A 2029-nucleotide genomic window follows, 5' to 3' on the forward strand; every position below is an offset into this window, starting at 1 on the left:
TGTCGGCGGCGCTCGAACTTTGAACGGTTTCGGCGTTCGAAAAGTGAGCAGTTGCGGGCAGTTTAGCCCTGTGGTTGTTCGGTTGTGGTGCGGATGCTGGGGAGGCTGTCGATTCCCCTGCCGCGGAGCCGGTAGCTCGCGCCCTTCAGGGTGAGCACGTCGGCGTGGTGCACGATCCGGTCGATCATCGCGGCGGCGACGACTTGGTCGCCGAACACGCCTCCCCAGCCGGAGAATGGCAGGTTGCTGGTCAGGATCAAGGACGCGTGTTCGTAGCGGGACGAGACGAGCTGGAAGAACAAGTTCGCCGCGTCTTGCTCGAACGGGAGGTAGCCGACCTCGTCGACAATGATCAGCCCGTAACGACGCAGCCTGGCGAGCTCTTGCGGGAGCCGACCCTGCCGGTGCGCGTCGGTGAGGCGGGTGACCCAGTCCGTCGCGGTGCCGAACAGGACTCGATGCCCGTGCTGGGCTGCGACGATCCCGAGGCCGGTGGCGAGGTGCGTCTTCCCTGTTCCCGGTGGCCCGAGCAGCACCACGTTCCGCGCTTCGATTAGGAACCCGCCCGAGGCCAACGCGGCGATCTGCTGCCGGGTGGCCGGTTGCGCGTCCCAGTCGAAGTCCTCGAGCGTCTTCCGCGCCCCGAACCCGGCGGCTCTGATCCGCAACTCCGCCCCAGACGCATTCCGTGCACTGACTTCACGTTCGAGGACGGCGGCGAGGTAGCCCTCGAACGACCAGCCCGCGTCTCTTGCCTGGTCCGCGAGCCGAGCGGCGGCTTCGGTGATCCGGGGCGCTTTGAGCGCGCCGGCGAGATAGGTGATCTGCTTCACGGTCTCGGTCGTCTTCGTGGTGCCCATCAGATCGCCTCACCGCTGCTGGCGATCCCGAATGCCCGGTCGTAGTCGGCCAGGTCCCGGACCAGGCCATCGTCATCGACTGCCGGGACCGGGTGTTGGAACTGGTGGCTCTAAGTCCGCGGTCACGTCCACGAACCGGCCGATCGCGTGCGGGTCGACGGAGTAGTCGTTCGTGTCGACCCGGACGTAGTAGTCCCGGCCCAGACGCACCCGGTTCCGCCAGCCCAGACGCAGCGGGATCGGTGGCAACGGCAGCATGCCCGCGAGATCCTCCTCGAGCAACTCGACCGGCGCGGCCTTCACGGTGCGCACCACCCGCTGGTTCGCACGGCTCAGCCAGTCCGTGAACTGGACGTTGAACTCTGCCGGCGAGCCGAACTGCCGGCCGGGCATGAACGACGTCTCGAACCAGCCGTTTCGGCGCTCCACGAGACCCTTGGACTCCGGATCCCGCGGTGGCAGCAGCACGAGCTTCGTGGCGAGCATGCCCACGAACGCGTCCACACCCGCCGCGTGGCGTTTCCCGCGGCCGATGCCGGCCTCGTTGTCCCAGATCAGCCGGCGCGGCACCCGCCCCAGCTGCTGGATCAACTCCCACGACCCCAGCAGCAGGTCCTCCGTCTTCCGGGTCGGGATCATCCGGGCGGTGATGAATCTGGAGTGCGCGGCCGTGATCACCAGCACCGGCAGCAACTGCCCGGCCCCGTCCTCGAGCGGGATCCGATACGGCGGGAACCACAGATCACACTGCGCCGCATCCCCAGCCGCCCAGACCAGCCGGTCCGCCGGGTCGATGCGCTGCTGCTCCGGCCGCAACCGGGCCACGTTGTCCCGGAACCACCGGATCGAACCCGCCCATCCGACCCGTTCCGCGAGCACCGTCGCCGGCATATCCGGCGTCGTCGTCAGCAGCTCACGCACCCGAGCCTCGAACGGGGTGAACGACGTCGCACGCCCAGACCGCTCATACCTCGGTGGTGACTGCGAGTTCACCGCCTTGATGACCGTGGTCCGCGAGATCCCCAGCCTTCCCGCGATCTTCGCCTTCGGCACGCCCTCCGCAGCAAGCCGCCGGATCAACGCCCAGTCCTCCAAAGTGATCACTCTCCCATCGTCGAGTGTTCACTTTTCAACCGCCGGAACTGTCCAGTTTTCGAGCGCCGCCGACA

2 protein-coding genes are annotated in these 2029 nt (G+C 67.6%); both read right to left on the reverse strand.

The features are described from left to right. Positions 1 to 62 precede the first annotated feature (62 nt). On the reverse strand, positions 63 to 860 hold the full coding sequence (istB, locus tag ABD705_RS16005; protein WP_344785400.1) for an IS21-like element helper ATPase IstB: 798 nt from the start codon (positions 858 to 860) through the stop codon (positions 63 to 65). A 72-nt stretch (positions 861 to 932) separates the two neighbouring features. Continuing rightward, the gene (gene istA / locus ABD705_RS16010) at positions 933 to 1964 is read right to left on the reverse strand and encodes an IS21 family transposase (protein ID WP_425562097.1); all 1032 of its coding nucleotides are present in this window, start codon (positions 1962 to 1964) and stop codon (positions 933 to 935) included. Between the last annotated feature and the right edge of the window lie 65 nt (positions 1965 to 2029).

The sequence above is a fragment of the Microbacterium kribbense genome (assembly GCF_039537285.1).
In the GTDB taxonomy this organism is placed as follows: Bacteria; Actinomycetota; Actinomycetes; order Actinomycetales; family Microbacteriaceae; genus Microbacterium; species Microbacterium kribbense.